The organism is Rhodococcus sp. AQ5-07, assembly GCF_009707305.1.
Lineage (GTDB): Bacteria > Actinomycetota > Actinomycetes > Mycobacteriales > Mycobacteriaceae > Rhodococcus_F > Rhodococcus_F erythropolis.
Window position 1 is genome coordinate 1,892,004 of the sequence record NZ_CP046099.1, and the last position, 14,850, is coordinate 1,906,853.

At 63.2% G+C, this 14,850-nt stretch carries 16 protein-coding genes; 4 read left to right on the forward strand and 12 right to left on the reverse strand.

Features of this window, described 5'->3' with window-relative positions; translation table 11 throughout:
* Positions 1–46: 46 nt before the first annotated feature.
* The 5 genes from argC to GJB56_RS08785 all read right to left on the reverse strand — a co-directional run bounded on the left by argC (position 47) and on the right by GJB56_RS08785 (position 4,911).
* Complete coding sequence (gene argC / locus GJB56_RS08765; RefSeq protein WP_113684187.1) at positions 47–1,117, reverse strand: N-acetyl-gamma-glutamyl-phosphate reductase; 1,071 nt, start codon at positions 1,115–1,117, stop codon at positions 47–49.
* Positions 1,118–1,155: 38 nt separating this feature from the next.
* Positions 1,156–1,617, reverse strand: a complete 462-nt coding sequence (locus GJB56_RS08770; RefSeq protein ID WP_113684188.1) for a hypothetical protein — start codon at positions 1,615–1,617, stop codon at positions 1,156–1,158.
* 131 nt (positions 1,618–1,748) lie between these two features.
* A complete protein-coding gene (locus tag GJB56_RS08775) occupies positions 1,749–2,684 on the reverse strand; it encodes an SDR family oxidoreductase (protein WP_113684189.1) in 936 nt (311 codons plus the stop codon).
* Positions 2,681–3,592, reverse strand: a complete 912-nt coding sequence (locus tag GJB56_RS08780) for a bile acid:sodium symporter family protein (RefSeq protein WP_113684190.1) — start codon at positions 3,590–3,592, stop codon at positions 2,681–2,683. Before GJB56_RS08780 ends, GJB56_RS08775 begins: the two co-directional genes overlap by 4 nt.
* On the reverse strand, positions 3,592–4,911 hold the full coding sequence (locus GJB56_RS08785; RefSeq protein WP_113684191.1) for a flavin-containing monooxygenase: 1,320 nt from the start codon (positions 4,909–4,911) through the stop codon (positions 3,592–3,594). The genes GJB56_RS08780 and GJB56_RS08785 overlap by 1 nt, the downstream gene beginning before the upstream one ends.
* Positions 4,912–4,967: 56 nt before the next feature.
* On the opposite strand from GJB56_RS08785, the gene GJB56_RS08790 reads away from it, so the two are divergent.
* Positions 4,968–6,032, forward strand: coding sequence for an Lrp/AsnC family transcriptional regulator (locus tag GJB56_RS08790; protein ID WP_113684192.1), 1,065 nt, complete (start codon positions 4,968–4,970; stop codon positions 6,030–6,032).
* Positions 6,033–6,090: 58 nt separating this feature from the next.
* Here the strand turns inward: GJB56_RS08790 and pheT are convergent, their stop codons facing one another.
* The 6 genes from pheT to infC all read right to left on the reverse strand — a co-directional run bounded on the left by pheT (position 6,091) and on the right by infC (position 12,116).
* Positions 6,091–8,577, reverse strand: a complete 2,487-nt coding sequence (gene pheT / locus GJB56_RS08795; RefSeq protein WP_019748615.1) for a phenylalanine--tRNA ligase subunit beta — start codon at positions 8,575–8,577, stop codon at positions 6,091–6,093.
* 60 nt (positions 8,578–8,637) lie between these two features.
* Positions 8,638–9,708, reverse strand: a complete 1,071-nt coding sequence (gene pheS, locus GJB56_RS08800) for a phenylalanine--tRNA ligase subunit alpha (protein ID WP_003944109.1) — start codon at positions 9,706–9,708, stop codon at positions 8,638–8,640.
* 170 nt (positions 9,709–9,878) lie between these two features.
* A complete protein-coding gene (locus GJB56_RS08805; RefSeq protein WP_021344374.1) occupies positions 9,879–10,709 on the reverse strand; it encodes a TrmH family RNA methyltransferase in 831 nt (276 codons plus the stop codon).
* Positions 10,710–10,732: 23 nt separating this feature from the next.
* Entirely contained in the window at positions 10,733–11,122 is a 390-nt protein-coding gene (gene rplT / locus GJB56_RS08810) for a 50S ribosomal protein L20 (protein WP_019748616.1), read from the reverse strand.
* A 63-nt stretch (positions 11,123–11,185) separates the two neighbouring features.
* Positions 11,186–11,380, reverse strand: coding sequence for a 50S ribosomal protein L35 (gene rpmI / locus GJB56_RS08815; RefSeq protein WP_003944043.1), 195 nt, complete (start codon positions 11,378–11,380; stop codon positions 11,186–11,188).
* 43 nt (positions 11,381–11,423) lie between these two features.
* Positions 11,424–12,116, reverse strand: a complete 693-nt coding sequence (gene infC / locus GJB56_RS08820; RefSeq protein WP_003944008.1) for a translation initiation factor IF-3 — start codon at positions 12,114–12,116, stop codon at positions 11,424–11,426.
* 370 nt (positions 12,117–12,486) lie between these two features.
* On the opposite strand from infC, the gene GJB56_RS08825 reads away from it, so the two are divergent.
* Positions 12,487–12,855 carry a DUF1844 domain-containing protein gene (locus tag GJB56_RS08825; RefSeq protein ID WP_020907885.1) on the forward strand — a complete coding sequence of 123 codons (369 nt, stop codon included), beginning with the start codon at positions 12,487–12,489 and terminating at the stop codon, positions 12,853–12,855.
* Between the two features lies 1 nt (position 12,856).
* Positions 12,857–13,273 carry a DUF1801 domain-containing protein gene (locus tag GJB56_RS08830; protein ID WP_029255458.1) on the forward strand — a complete coding sequence of 139 codons (417 nt, stop codon included), beginning with the start codon at positions 12,857–12,859 and terminating at the stop codon, positions 13,271–13,273.
* A 5-nt stretch (positions 13,274–13,278) separates the two neighbouring features.
* Here the strand turns inward: GJB56_RS08830 and GJB56_RS08835 are convergent, their stop codons facing one another.
* Positions 13,279–13,989 carry a helix-turn-helix transcriptional regulator gene (locus GJB56_RS08835; RefSeq protein ID WP_019748619.1) on the reverse strand — a complete coding sequence of 237 codons (711 nt, stop codon included), beginning with the start codon at positions 13,987–13,989 and terminating at the stop codon, positions 13,279–13,281.
* An 80-nt stretch (positions 13,990–14,069) separates the two neighbouring features.
* On the opposite strand from GJB56_RS08835, the gene GJB56_RS08840 reads away from it, so the two are divergent.
* Positions 14,070–14,780: an alpha/beta fold hydrolase gene (locus GJB56_RS08840; RefSeq protein ID WP_019748620.1), complete on the forward strand. Its 711-nt coding sequence runs from the start codon at positions 14,070–14,072 to the stop codon at positions 14,778–14,780.
* Positions 14,781–14,850 lie beyond the last annotated feature (70 nt).

The following is a 14,850-nucleotide window of genomic DNA, read 5'->3' on the forward strand; positions in this document are numbered from 1 at the left end:
GCGTCAGGCTCGGTTGCGTTGTCGATCTGCTGCGGATTGTCGGTGCTCACGGAGCTACTCCCACGGTAGAGAGACCTGCGGTCTCGGGTAGGCCAAGGGCGAGATTCATCGATTGCACCGCGCCACCGGCGGTGCCCTTGGTGAGATTGTCGATTGCCGAGATGACAACGAGCTGACCGGCGTCGGCGTCAACGGTGACCCCGATCTGCACGGCATTGGATCCGGTCACGGCACCGGTCTGCGGAAAGACTCCGGCAGGCAGCACGTGAATGAACGGCTCGTCGTTGTATGCCTTTTCGTAGATTTCGCGCGCTTGCTCTTCGGTGGCCGTGGTGGCTGCCGTGCAGGTCGCGAGGATGCCGCGCGGCATGGGCGCGAGGACTGGAGTGAAAGAAACACTGATGTCCTTGCCGCCTGCGGCCGAGAGATTCTGAATGATCTCAGGGGTGTGGCGATGGACACCTCCGACACCGTATGCGCGGACGGAGCCCATGACCTCGGAACCCAGCAGATCGGCCTTCGGCGCCCGGCCGGCGCCCGAAGTGCCACTGACCGCAACCACGTTCACGTGTGAGTCCACGATCCCCGCGGCAACGGCGGGGGCCAGCGCGAGGCTCGCTGCCGTCGGGTAGCAGCCCGGAACGGCAATGCGGGTTGCGCCTACCAATTTCTCACGGGCACCGGGCAATTCAGGAAGACCGTATGGCCAGGTACCGGCATGAGTGCTCTTGTAGTACTTCTCCCAGGCTACGGGATCCTGCAGCCGGAAGTCCGCGCCGCAGTCGATGATGACCGTCGACTCGGGCAGCAACTTGGCGTACTGAGCCGAATTTCCATGTGGGAGACCGAGGAAGACGACGTCGTGACCCGAGAGGATTTCGACAGTGGTCTCTTCGAGTACCCGCGAAGAGAGTGGGAGCAAGTGCGGATGATGCTCACCGAGCGTCGAACCGGCGTTGCCACCGGCGGTCAGCGAACCGATCACCAGACTGCCGTCGGCGTAGGACGGGTGCCCGAGGAGCAGACGCAGAACCTCACCACCGGCGTACCCACTGGCGCCGGCAACGGCGACTCTGATCGGCTTGCGTGCGTTCTCGGTCGTACCACCTTCAGTCATGTCACACAGTATGCATCATTGTGCATCGGAATGCATAATTACTTACCCATGGATCGCCGGATCTCCTCGAGCTTGGCTTTTGCGGCCTTCTGGCGCTCGTCCCACTGCTCGTCGACGGACTTTCCGGCAGAACTCTCGTGTGCCAATTCGGCCGAACCTATGGAAGTACCGAAGCGCCCCTCTATCTTCTCCCGGACACGGTCGAAAGTGGGGACTCCCCCTTCGGTGTAGTCGGGTTCGGGAACTCTCGGGTCGGTCGCAAGTACCACCGGGACGTCGATTATCTCGTCGACCTCCACAACGGTGTCGGGCAGTTCGACTTCTTCGGCGTCGGTGATCGTGTTGTCGTCCTCTACACGGTGCGGCTCGAGGCTCGCGGCAGCGGTGTCCACCACGGAAAGAAGGACCGACAAGCTCGGACGACGCTCGACCACTGCGCGGACGACCGCGAGGAAGTCCTTGTCGTCGAGTGCACTGGCGGCCTCGACTACCTGGTGCACGGACCCATCGTGCTCGGACCCATCGTGCTCGGACCCATCATGTTCGGGCCCATCATTTCGTGACACTGTCAGTCCCTTCTCGAAATGCCGACGGACAACTCCGATCCTTCCACGACTGTCTGCCGAAGGGGTCAGCGTGAGGCGAGGTAAGCGGCAAACGCGTCCTCGCTCGAATATTCGGGGACGTACCCGAACTGTTCCTTGAGCCGCCGATTGTCGAGAACGGGTCGGTACTGGAGAAATCCGACCCGCTCCGGACCGTGTTCCGTTACGCCCAATCGCCGTCCGACGCGTAGAACGCCTCGCAACAGCCATGCAGGAAGCGTCACCGTGCGCTTGCCCATCCGGGAAGCCAACTCGTCGACGGTCAGCGCGCCGTCGCCCGCGACGTTGAAGATGCCCACTTGGTTTCCGGTCACGGCCTCCGCAAAAGCGCCCGCGACATCGGTGTGCCAGACAAACACGAAGGGGCTGTCGCTCCCGGCAACCTTGAGCAGCTTGCGGCGATCGAACAACGCGGTGATCTGATTGTCGACGCTCTCACCCAAGATCGTGCCGATCCGGAAGACAACTTGTTCCAACTCCGGGTGTTCGACGCGATATTCGGCGAGCATCTCTTCGACCAGGCGTTTGTGGCGACTGTAAGTGAATTCGTCGTTGCCTCGGACAGGTACGTCCTCGGTGATCCACGGTGGGTTGTCGGAGTGGTAGCCGTACGCCGCTCCGGACGAAGACACGACGATCCGTCCAACCCCGTGTTCGACGCAGGCCGCGAGCACGTTTCGTGTCCCGTCGACGTCGACGTGGTACTCCTGCTCTGCTGTCGTGTTCTTGCCGGGATTCACGATGGACGCAAGGTGGATCACGACGTTCGGTCGGTACTGACCGAACACCCGCCCCAATTCTGTGGGGTCGCAGACGTCCGCCCTAACGCGGCGGATGCGATCGTCCGGCGTGTCCTTGACGGTGAGGTCGACACAGACGACGGTGATGCCCTGCGCGATCAGTGCGTCGATGACAGCGGTACCCAGGAACCCGTTCCCGCCCGTGACGAGTGCGACGGTCATGCCGGTACCGCCTTTCGGGCGCGTCGCTTGGACCAGATCGTCGCCAGAGCCAACCCGGCGATGATGTCCCAGATCCCCCACCAGCCGGCCACGACGGCCATGCCACCGAGCCCGTCGAAGAACGTGAACACCAGGCCAAGCCCCAGTCCGGCATTGCGGATGCCGACCTCGAAAGAGACGGCGCGACGGCTGTATTCGTTCAACCCGGTGACGGCGCCGCAGAAGTATCCCAGTGCGAGGGCAACCGTGTCGTGCAGGAAGACCGCGAGCAGTACCACCCCGATGTAGTCGACGAAGTACGACGCATTCCCTGACACACCCGCGACGATGAAGATCAACAACGCCACCAACGAACCGTTTTTCACCCAAGGCTGCGCTTTCGCGGCGATCTCCGGGAACTTTTGTGCCGCCCAGATGCCGAGAACGAACGGCACGCCGATGATCAGGGCGATTTGCGCGACCATCTCGAGCGCATTCAGGTTCACGGACTGCAACAGAGCGTCGGTCTCCGGGCGTCGGCTCCCCCAGAACGCGAGATTGAGCGGCATGAGGAAGATCGCGAGGACGTTCGACACCGCCGTCATGGACACCGAGCGTGCGACGTCGCCGCCCGCCCGGTGAGTCAGGACATTCGAGATATTGCCCGGCGGGCAGCACGCCACCAGGATCATGCCGAGCGCTACCGAGGGAGCGGGCGAGAGAATCAGCGTCAGCAGAAAGGTCACTGCCGGCAGCAGCAGGAACTGGGCAGCGATACCCACCGCCATCGCCTTGGGTTTGGTGAGCGCACGACGGAAGTCGTCGACCGAGGTGTCGAGGGCGATCCCCAGCATGATCGCGGCCAGCACCACGTTGAGGATCATCAACGATCCCGGGTTGAAGTTGAGCACCACGTCGTCGATCGGCATCACTGTCCTCCCTTCGTCAGAGCGGCATCGAGCAGTCCGATGTGCCGTCTGATCGCCGATCGGTAGGCGTCCTTGTTCACGTAGTAGGCCATTCGTCCCAGCTTCAGGTACTTGTATCCCCCGGACAGATCGGGAGGAGGACCGGCCGCCGCCGCCGAGAATTCCCGTGCCGCGGCGGGGGCTTCGGTACGTGCGATGATCAATTTGGCCACCAACTCGGCCTGCTCGAAACGGCCCTGCCACCCGAGACCGGATGCTTCGACCATGCCGAGAACAAAGAGATTGTCGTGGCGGCGACTCGCGACGTTGAGGAACAGGTCCGGGGCAGCACCCGACCAGTCCAGGTCCTCGCGCGCGATGAAGGGATAGTCGAGGTGATACCCCGTGGCGCAGAGAACGAGGTCGTAGTCGGCAGACGATCCGTCGACAAACCGCACCGTCTTCCCCTCGAACCGGTCGACGTCAGCGCGCACGTGCACGTCACCGTGCCCGATGTGGTGCAGGATCAACGAGTTCACGACCGGATGCGATTCGTAGATCTTGTAGTCCGGTGCCGGAAATCCGAACCGCACCGGATCTCCCGTGAACTGCTTGAGTACCAAGGTGTCGACGCGTTGTTTGATCCACGGCGGCAACGGCTTTCCCTGATTCAAGGTGTCCGAGGGTCGTCCGAACAGATACTTGGGGACGAAGTAGTAGCCTCGCCGAACGCTTAAATCGACGCACTCGGCCTGGTGGACGGCATCGACGGCGATGTCGCATCCACTGTTGCCCGCTCCGATGACCAGTACCCGCCTTTCGCGGAAGATCTCGGCGCTGCGGTACTCGCTCGTGTGCATCAACGTGCCGGTGAAGTTGCCCCGGAACGTCGGTACGTTCGGCTTCGACAGCGTTCCGTTCGCGATGATCACGCCTCGATACCGCGCGACTGTCGTCTCACCGCTGCGACTACGCGTGGTGACCTGCCACAGCGAATCGACCGGCGAAACGTCGATGACGGTAGTGCCGAAGGCAAAGTGCTTGCGAAGATCGTGGGTATCGGCGTAGTCGCGGAAATACTCGGCAAGTTCGACGTGGCTCGGGTAGTCGGCAACCGAATCCGCCATCGGGAACTCCGCGAATGCGGTGGTGCCCTTCGACGAAATGAGGTGCGCCGACTCGTAGACGGTGCTGTGCGGGTTGTCGATGTCCCAGAGCCCACCGACGTCGTCGTGGCTCTCGAAGCCGTCGAACGCTATGCCGGCTCGATCGAGGTTTCGTGCGCCGGCCAATCCAGACGGACCCGCTCCGATCAGCGCGTACTTGCCCTCTGTGCTCATGGGTCGAGCGTCGCAGATAGTTCGAATCTTGCGGCAATGTGCAGGATAATGACGTTATGAGCGCACTCGATGCCGACAACGATCGCGGGATAGATGAAATCGATCTGAGGATAATCAATGCGCTGCAGCTCGCACCGCGATCGAAGTGGCTTGCGTTGGCCGGCCCACTCGAACTCGACGCCGCGACTCTCGCCCGGCGTTGGAATCGACTGTCCGAATCGTCGTTGGCCTGGGTCACGGTTACTCCGGGGCCACAGGTGCTGGGCACCATCGTCACAGCGATCATCGAAATCGATTGCTCACCAGAACTTCTCGACACCGTCGCGGCACGTCTCACCGTCTTGGCCCACGCCGTGACCATCGAAGTATCAACAGGTAGAGCCGATCTGCTCGTCACAGCCGGTACTGCAGACTTGGCGTCGATGTCGCGCTTCATCTCGGAAGAGATCGCAACCATCGACGGCGTACTCGCGACACGAACCTCGATCATCACACGCTGGTTCACCGAAGGTGGGCGATGGAGACTCAATGCGCTGGCACCGTCCGAGAAGGGTGTGCTGACCACCAGCGAAAACCGTACTGCCGTGCGCGCTCGGTCGACCGGCATTTCCGAAAAGGATCGCAAGGTTCTCACGATCCTCGCCTACGACGGGCGCACTCCCATGAAGGAGTTGGCCGACGCGATCGGTGTCAGTCCGGCTGCGTGCAAACGCCAGATCGACCGGCTCACGTCTTCGGGGTTGGTGGCGCTGCGGTGTGAATTTGCCCGGCCGCTGGCCGGGCTTCCCGTGCTCGCCACACTGTGGTGCCGCGTCGAACCCGAACTTCTCGATACTGCGGGCCGATTACTGAGCCGAGCGCCGGAAGTCCGAAACTGTTTCGCGGTGGTGGGCGCCGACAACCTGGTGGTTCAGTTGTGGCTGCATTCTCCTGCCGAACTCGATGCATTCGAAATTCGTCTGCGCAAGGAGATTTCGGGGCTTTACGTCACCGAACGATCCATCGTGCTGCACCTGCGCAAACTGCTCGGTCACGTACTCGATCAGAACGGGCGCAGAACCTCGACTATCGCCCCGGATGTGTGGTTGCCGAGCCGCACCGATTCACCGGAAAACCGATAACACGACAGAGCCCACGACCACCGGGAGTGGACGTGGGCTCTGTGATCAGTTGAGTAAATCAGCCGCGCATCTGCGCACCGACGGCCTTGGAGGCAGCCTCGACCGCGGCATCGCGAGCCGCGCTTGCCTCGTCCTCGGTCAGTGTCCGGTCGACACCACGGAATCGCAACGCGAACGCGAGCGACTTGCGGCCTTCACCGACCTGCTCGCCCTCGAAGACGTCGAAGAGGCGAATGTCTTCGAGAAGTTCGCCGCCGCCGGAACGCAGAGCTTCCTGGACCTTCGCCGCAGGAATATCGCGATCGACAACAACCGCCACGTCCTGGAGCACTGCGGGGAAGGGCGAAATGCGCGGCGCCGGCAGGTTCTCGACCAACGGCAAAGCGTCGAGGTCGATCTCCAGTGCACAAGTGCGCGCAGGCAATCCCGCACGCTCGAGAACAGCCGGATGCAGTTCGCCCGCATGACCGACTACGTTGCCGTCAACGACAACCTCGGCGCAACGGCCGGGATGCCACGGCAGGTACTGCGCCGCACGCAGTTCCACCTCGACGCCTGCTGCAGCTGCAATGACCCGCACTGCTGCAAAAGTGTCCGAAGCCTCGGCCTGACGGCCAGGACCCCAGGGGCCGCTCGGCTCACGCAAACCACTCAACACTGCAGCGATGTGCACGGGCTGAGCCGGCAACGACGCGATCAGGTTCGCGATCTGCTCGTCCGTCGGGCGACGATCCACCGGCAATGCATCCACCGGCTTGGTATCGGGGCCCGGCAGGACAACCTGCGCGATGCCGTACAGCGAAAGATCACGCTGACCGCGAGAAGCGTTGCGAGCCAGGATCTCCAGCAGACCCGGGAGCAGCGTGGTCGCCAACTCCGGACGATCGGCTTCGAGCGGGTTGAGGACCTTGCTGGTGTTGCGGCGCGGATCATCCGCGTCGAGGCCCCAGACGTCGAAGACGTTGGTGGGCAGGAAGACCGGAGGAAGTACCTCGACGTAACCGGCGTGAGCCACGGCCTTCGACACCGTGCGCTTACGCCGCTGCGACGGAGTCAATCCGCGTCCGGCCGGAGCGGCGGGAAGCACCGACGGGATCTGCTCGAGACCTTCGAGGCGAAGAACTTCCTCGACGAGGTCCGCAGGCTGCACCAGGTCCGGACGCCACGACGGCGGCGTCGCGACCAACTGGCCGTGTCCCTCTTCGCTGACGCCGACCTCGACGTTGCAGCCAACCTGGGTGAGGCGGCGAGCTGCGGTGCCGTTGGGGTACGTGACTCCGGCGACACGATCGGGCAGGTCGATATCCATGCGAATGGCAGCGCGAGGGGCAACATCGCCCACGTCGGTCAGGACCGGCTCGATCCGTCCGCCGGCAATCTCGACCAGCAGAGCGGCTGCGCGGTCGACGGCCGCGAGCGGAATCGCCGGATCGACGACGCGCTCGAAACGCTTACTCGCCTCACTCGGCAGCTTGTGCCGGCGCGCCGTCTTGAAGACTGCGAGCGGATCCCAAGTAGCTCCTTCGAGGAGGATGTCCGTCGTTGCCGTTCCCACCTCGGTGGTTGCGCCGCCCATGACGGCAGCCAGCGAGATGACTCCGGAATCGTCGGCGATGACAACGTCTTCGGGATCGAGCGTGCGTTCGACGTCGTCGAGCGTCGTCAGCTTCTCCCCCGCCTTGGCGCGACGGACCACCAGGTCGCCCTGCACCGAGGTCGCATCGAACGCGTGCAGAGGCTGGCCGAGTTCGAGCATCACGTAGTTGGTGACGTCGACGGCCGGCGAGATCGGGCGAACACCCGAGAGCAGAAGTCGACGCTGCAGCCACCACGGGCTCACTGCCTGCGGATCAATACCCGTGATCTTCCGCATCACGAAACGCGAAGCCTTGGACTCCGGTTCGAGGCGCACCGGCCAGGCTTCACCCTCAGCCGGGTGCGCGGGAACCGAAGCGGGATCGGCATATTCGAGATCGAAGCCGCACGCGAGCTCTCGCGTGAGACCGCGGACCGAGAAGCAGTAGCCACGGTCCGGGGTGATGTTCAGTTCGATGATCGTGTCACCGAGACCGAGCAACTCGTTGCCGTCGGCGCCGGGTTCGGCGGTACCAGGCTCGAGCACCAAGATGCCCGAATGGTCTTTGCCGATACCGAGTTCCGAGACGGAGCAGATCATGCCGTCGGACACCTGGCCGTACGTCTTGCGAGTGGCGATTTCGAATCCGCCGGGCAGCACCGCGCCGGGCAGCGCAACGACGACGAGGTCACCCTCGTTGAAATTGCGCGCGCCACAGACGATGCCGCGAGGCTCGGGTTCGCCGACCTCGACCTGGCAGAAGCGGATCGGCTTCTTGAACTCGGTCAGTTCGGTGATGGAGACGACCTTGCCGACGACCAACGGGCCGTCGATCGCCTCGAGTGTGTCGAGTTCCTCGACTTCGAGTCCCACCCGGACGAACCCGGCGTCCAGCTCTTCCGGGGTCACCTCCCAGTCCGGAGTTGCCCGCTGCAGGATCTCGGTCAGCCAGGATTGCGCTACTCGCACGTCTGCTCAGCTCTCTCGTTTGTCGATAAGTCTTTGTGAAGGTTCCGCGGACCGGATCGGTCAGCCTGCGACACCGAAGGGCAGCGTGAAACGCACGTCACCTTCGACGATGTCGCGCATGTCCGGGATACCGTTGCGGAACTGCAGGGTCCGCTCGAGGCCCATGCCGAATGCGAAACCCGAGTACTCGTCGGGATCGATACCGCTGGCGCGCAGAACGTTCGGGTTGACCATGCCGCAGCCGCCCCACTCGACCCAGCCGGCGCCGCCCTTCTTGTTCGCGAACCAGACGTCGACCTCGGCCGACGGTTCCGTGAACGGGAAGTAGTTGGGGCGCATACGGGTACGCGTCTCGGGGCCGAAAAGGGCACGAGCGAACGCGTCGAGAGTCCCGCGCAGGTTGGCCATGGTCAGGCCCTTGTCGACGGCCAGGCCTTCGACCTGCGAGAAGACAGGCGTGTGGGTCGCATCGAGTTCATCGGTGCGGAACGTGCGGCCCGGGCACACCACGTAGATCGGCACCTCACGCGAGAGCATGGTGCGGACCTGCACCGGCGAGGTGTGGGTACGCAGCACCTGGCGAGAGTTCTCGGGTGCCAGGTGGAAGGTGTCCTGCATCGTGCGCGCAGGGTGATCCGGCAAGAAGTTGAGTGCGTCGAAGTTGAAGTGCTCGGTCTCCACCTCCGGACCCTCGGCAACTTCCCAACCCATCGCGACGAATACGTCGGCGACCTGCTCGGAAATCAGGCTGATCGGGTGACGCGCCCCGACGGGGTGGCGATCGGAGGGCAGAGTGACGTCGATTGCCTCGGCAACCAACACCGCGGCGTCACGCTCGGCGAGGAGGACCTCACGACGAGCGTCGTACGCGTTGTTGATCCGAGTGCGGAAGATGTTGACGCGCTTACCGGCGTCCGCCTTTTCCTTGCCCGGAAGGCTGCCGAGTCCCCGGCGCGCGAGGGCGATCGGGGACTTGTCCCCCAAGTGCTCCACCTTCACGTGCGCCAGCGCGTCCAGGTCAGCGGCGTCCGCCAGCGCCTTCTCGGCGTTCTCAGCCGCAGCGGTCAACGCCTCTTCGGTGAGTACACTCGCGTCGACCTCCGGCGGTGTCGCGCCCTCATTTTTGGCCACGGCTGTGACGCTCCTGTCGCTTCTCGGTTTACTTCTCGTACTGCGTGCTTCTTGTACTGCTTACTTCTTGTACTGCGAGCGAGCATTCGAACTCGCTCGAGCATTGTCTCTGCTCTTGTATTGTCTCAGGCTTCCGCAAATGGGATTCCGTGAGGTCTTCGCGTGCGTTTTCAGCCGTGATCGGTGGCGCGATTTTGCACCCGCGCGCTTGCGTACAGGCAAATTGCCGCCGCTGTCGCGAGGTTCAAGCTTTCGGCGCGGCCATGGATCGGAATCCTGACCCGATGATCAGCCTGCGCGGCGATCGCCGGATCGAGACCGTGAGCTTCGTTACCGAACAGCCAAGCCGTCGGCTTGCTCAGCAACTCGTCGGCCTCGTCGAGATCGACCTCGCCGTCAGCTGCAGTCGCGAGAATCTGAATGCCGGCTGCGCGAATCTGCTCGATCACCGACACCGTGTCTCGATCGCGGACGACTGGCAGGTGAAAGAGGCTGCCCGCCGACGAACGAACGACCTTGCCGTTGTGCGGATCGACGCTGTCACCGGCGAGGATTGCCGCATCGGCACCCACTGCGTCGGCTATGCGAATGACGGTGCCCGCGTTACCTGGTTCGTTGACCTCGACCGGCACTGCGAGCAGTCGGGTCTCCTGATGGACGGCTGCGCTCAGCGGTACATCCAGTAGATCGCTGACGGCAACGAGACCGGGCGGCGTGACGGTGTCGCTCAGAGCTTTGATTGCTCGATCGGTCACAAGAGCAACACGAACTCCAGCGGTCAGCGCCCGATCGATGACGTGCTGATAGCGCTCGGCTGCGTCCTCGGTGTAGAAGAGGTCGTGTACCGGGCGGGCCTCGCCGTTCGAGAGTGCACTGTTCAACAGTTCGGTGACCGAGTTCTCGCCCTCGACGAGGAAACGTCCTGCTTTGCGTCGTTCTGCTGTGCGCAGGAGCTTGACAGCAGAAACGACCCGCGGAGTCCGCTCGGTGAGCGGGTCCACGGGCCGTTGCTGTGATGCGTGAATCAGGCTGCTTCTCCGGCAGGAGCGTTCACGTCAGCCGGCAGAGCGGCCTTCGCGAGTGCGACCAGGCCGGCAAAGGCCTCGGCATCGGAGACAGCGAGCTCGGCCAGGATCTTGCGGTCGACCTCGACCTCTGCCAGACGCAGGCCCTGGATGAGGCGGTTGTACGTGATGTCGTTTGCGCGAGCTGCAGCGTTGATACGCGTGATCCACAGCTTGCGGAACTCGCCCTTGCGCGCACGACGGTCGCGGTACGCGTAGGTGAGCGAGTGGAGCTGCTGCTCCTTGGCCTTGGTGTACAGACGCGAACGCTGTCCACGGTAGCCGCTGGATGCAGCAAGAATTGAACGACGCTTCTTCTGGGCGTTGACCGCCCTCTTTACGCGTGCCACTTGAAAAATCCTGTCAATCTAGGGGCTGAAAGTACGGCCCCGGGTGGTCAGTAAGGGGGCGACTCAGATGCCGAGCATGCGCTTGATGCGCGGAGCGTCGTCAGGGCTGACAACAGCGACACCGTCGAGACGACGGGTAACCCTGCTGGACTTGTGCTCGAGAAGGTGGCGACGGCCGGCCTTCTGGCGCATGAGCTTTCCGCTGCCGGACACCTTGAATCGCTTCGAGGCGCCGCTGTGGCTCTTCATCTTGGGCATGGAGTCCTCAGTTCTTGTTACGTGGTGGATCTTGGGAAATCGACTAGCTGGCCGGAGCCTCGGGAGCGGCATCGCCGGTCGCCGGTGCTTCCGGAGCTGCTTCACTGGAAGCCGGTGCGGCCGGAGCCGGACGCGGAGCAGCCTGAGCCACTGGCGCCTGAGCGCTCTCCTGCGCCTTGACGCGAGTCTTGGCGCCCTTGTGCGGTGCCAGGACCATCGTCATGTTTCGGCCGTCCTGCTTTGCCGAGGTTTCGACGAATCCGAGATCTGCGACGTCTGCTCCCAGACGCTGCAGAAGGCGGTAGCCGAGTTCGGGGCGTGACTGCTCACGTCCGCGGAACATGATCGTGACCTTGACCTTGGAACCGGCTTCGAGGAAGCGAACGACGTTGCGCTTCTTGGTCTCGTAGTCGTGGTCGTCGATCTTGGGTCGGAGCTTCTGCTCCTTGATGACCGTCAGCTGCTGGTTCTTACGTGACTCACGTGCCTTCTGTGCAGCCTCGTACTTGAACTTGCCGTAGTCCATGATCTTGCAGACCGGTGGACGGGCATCAGGAGCTACCTCGACCAGGTCGAGGTCGGCCTCAAGGGCCAAGCGGAGTGCATCTTCAACACGCACGATGCCTACCTGTTCCCCGCCAGGTCCGACCAAACGAACCTCGGGAACGCGGATACGATCGTTGATGCGGGTCTCAGTGCTGATGGGGCCTCCTAGGTTGAACGGTGCGGTCTTCATGACCGCACGCAGCCCGTACCGCCCGCACCCCAACAAAAAAGCCCCGCTGTGATGATTGCTCATCCGCGGGGCCCGATGTCGACCGATCACATAAGATCCAGCTCACGCCGAAACCTATCTCCTCGACTGAGCGAGGAACCTGACGAAGAATTGATCTCCGATAACAGGTGACCGGAACCACTGAACTGCAGTTTCACCTGCCGTGCAGAGGTGGGAGTCGGACTCCACTTGCTGCCCCCGAACAAGTCGGAGGCGGTCGTTGCAACAAGAGTAACAGGTCGCCACAGATGAAAGAAATCGGTGCCGCTCCCAGTGCTGCCGGGAGAGGCCCGATTCAACACCGCCACGGCCTGATGGAATCCTTACAACCATGAGTGAGAACTTCGAGGCAGATCAGAACACCGACGGCGCGAACCCCGACGTCCGCGAACTCTCCGAAGTTCCCGCGGTCGAGGTCATCAGCCGCGCGGCAGTGATGCTGATGAGTTCGGCTGCCGAAAAACTCGGCCTCTCCGACGCCGATCCGTCTTCCAGTCCCTATCTGGACCTCGACGAAGCTCGTCGAGTCATCACGGCGCTTGCCGGACTCGTGACTGCGTCGGTCGAATACCTCGGCCCCCACGCCGGACCCATCCGTGAAGGCCTTCAAGCCCTGCAGCGCGCATTCCGTGAGGCCTCCTCGCACCCGGACGAGCCAGGAAAGGGACCGGGCGAGAAGTTCACCGGTCCGGTCTACTGAGTTGGCAACCGCCAACAAAACTCAACCGATGCCCGAGGACGTCGACGCATTCATTTCACGCGTCGACGACCGCAAGCGTGCCGACAGCGTGGAGTTGATCTCCTTGCTGTCGGCCGCGACCGGCGAGCCTGCCGTCATGTGGGGCTCGAGCATCATCGGTTTCGGGGCACGGCACTACCGGTATGCGAGTGGCCACGAAGGTGACACCCCACTGATCGGGTTCTCCCCCAGGGCCACCGCGCTCACGTTGTACTTGTCGCTGAACTTCGACGACTACACCGACACACTGGCGCGCCTCGGCAAGCACAAGATCGGCAAGGGCTGCCTGTACGTCAAACGGCTGAGCGACGTCGACATGGCAGTCCTGACCGAACTGATCGCGGATTCCGTTGCCGCAGCCCGCAACATGATCGACTGAACAGGTCACCTTCGTGGGGCTACAGGCCGAGCGTCTTCGGGCGGTTGGCCGAACAGGGTCGAATCCCGTGGTGTGAAGTGATCGTTCGTGAGCGTGGCCCGACGCATTCGATCGAGTCGAAACCACCGCACCGCGTCGCGCTGGCGACACCAGCCGATGAGAAACCACTGCCCACGGTCCTGCGCCAGAATGTGCGGCTCAACTGCCCGCACCGTCTCCGCACCGTCCCCATCCACGTAGTGCAACGACACGACGCGACTCTGTTCGAGCCCCTGCTCGACGGCCCGCCGGTTCGTGCGCGAATCCGCTACTACCCCGCCGTCGCCGCGAATCCACACACGGCCACCGAGTTCGGCGACCTTACGACGACTCTCCTCGTCCATCACGTCGAGCAGTTTCGCCAGAGCTGCTCGTCCGTCCGGCGCAAACGGGGCGTCACCGGCCGCCGTCAAGGCCAACGCGATTGAAACTGCTTGCGGAACAGTGAAATTGACCGGCGGTAGCGTGGCGCGACCTACGAGTCGGTATCCACCCCCGGGGCCCGAGCGCGCCTCGATCGCCGCGCCCGACATCATCAGAGTCTCGATATCCCGCTTGATCGTCCGGGTGGTGACACCGAATTCCTCGGACAATCGGGAACACGTAGCCCCTCGATCGCCCTGTCGCCGAAGCTCTTCGACGAGAGCGTGCAATCTCGCAGCTCGATTCACGTTCACCAGTGTCGCAGATTTCGATACCAAACAGTGACATAATTGGTGACACTCTGTTGTCACCAACCTGATTGCACAGTGAGTCCATGAAAACTCACATCGTTCTTGTTCCCGGATTCTGGCTCGGCTCATGGGCTTGGGACGCAGTCCTCCCCCACCTCGAGCGCTCCGACACCACCCGCGTGACCAGCCTGACGCTGCCCGGACTCGACGCCGTCGATGCAGATAGATCAGCGGTCACCTTCGACGCCCACGTCCGCGCAGTCATCGACGCTGTATCGGATTCAGACGAACGTACGGTCCTGGTCGTGCACAGCGGCGCCGGCCCGGTGGGATACGCGGTAACCGATCGCATCCCGGATCGGGTCGCGCGGATCGTCTACGTCGATTCAGGTCCCATGCCCGACGGCGCGGCGCTGCGACCGGATCTGGCCGCTGACGTCGTCGAGATACCGCTGCCGACGTGGGCAGAACTTGAAGCAGACGGCAGCAGCCTCGAAGGACTCGACGAGAAGGCTCTCGAGGCGTTTCGCGCCAACGCCGTCCCCGAACCGGCCGGGCCGGCGCGTGAGCCAATTGTCCTGACGAACGAAAAGCGCTACCAGGTGCCGTCAACCGTCGTTTGCAGCACGTTCCCGTCCGCGGTGATTGCCCAGATGGCCGACGGAGGTCATCCGATGGCCGCAGAACTGGCGAAACTCCCCGTGACGTACGTCGACCTCCCGACCGGCCATTGGCCGATGTGGTCGCGCCCCGAAGACGTCGCCCAGGTGATCCTCGAGGCCGCCGCTTCCTGATCGACAAAGCAGTGATGCCGGATCGGATTCCGACCCGGCATCACTGACCGACTGCTACTTGCTCACCTTC